The organism is Gluconobacter sp. P1D12_c (assembly GCF_018812105.1).
GTDB classification, from domain to species: domain Bacteria; phylum Pseudomonadota; class Alphaproteobacteria; order Acetobacterales; family Acetobacteraceae; genus Gluconobacter; species Gluconobacter oxydans_A.
In genome coordinates this window covers 1-491 of sequence record NZ_JACSIQ010000353.1, presented here as the reverse complement: position 1 = coordinate 491, position 491 = coordinate 1, and the positions used below count along the sequence as shown (strand labels likewise).

Annotated in this window: 1 protein-coding gene; it reads right to left on the bottom strand. The window is 41.8% G+C overall.

The features are described from left to right. The coding region (locus tag KP705_RS17140) for a hypothetical protein (protein WP_215765140.1) at positions 1-248 on the bottom strand (248 nt) is incomplete at its 3' end. Positions 249-491: the final 243 nt, after the last annotated feature.

Here is a 491-nt window from a genome sequence, read left to right as displayed (position 1 = left end):
TAATCTCTATAACTTTTCACATCCTTCACAGGAAAAGAATGGTCAATATAATGGTCATGCAAACAAGTCATGATATCGTAAGGCTTTTCCCAACCGCAATAAACCTCGACCCCATTCCCAAACATATAACGAATAGCCTTGGTCTCATAACGTGCCTTCAATCGCACAGCCTTTATATTGAACAGATTTTCAAGCCTCTGTACTTCTCTCTCTATTTCTCTATATTTTTCCTTCTTTACCATATCCATAACAATCTCCGACCCTCAGTTTGTGGGGTACTGGAAACTTATTGTAGCAGATAGAAATCAATATTTGACTTGTCATAGTGTCCGACTATGACAATTACATTGTCGTCGGTCCTGCGGAGCTTCAAAGATACCAGTCTGCAAGCTCCTGAAAGGCGTCCTGATTAGCTTCGAAGTATTCGGAATCCGGAACCTCAATAGGAGGCTCATCAAGCTCTACGGGGTCTTGTAGACGCTCTATGTCGA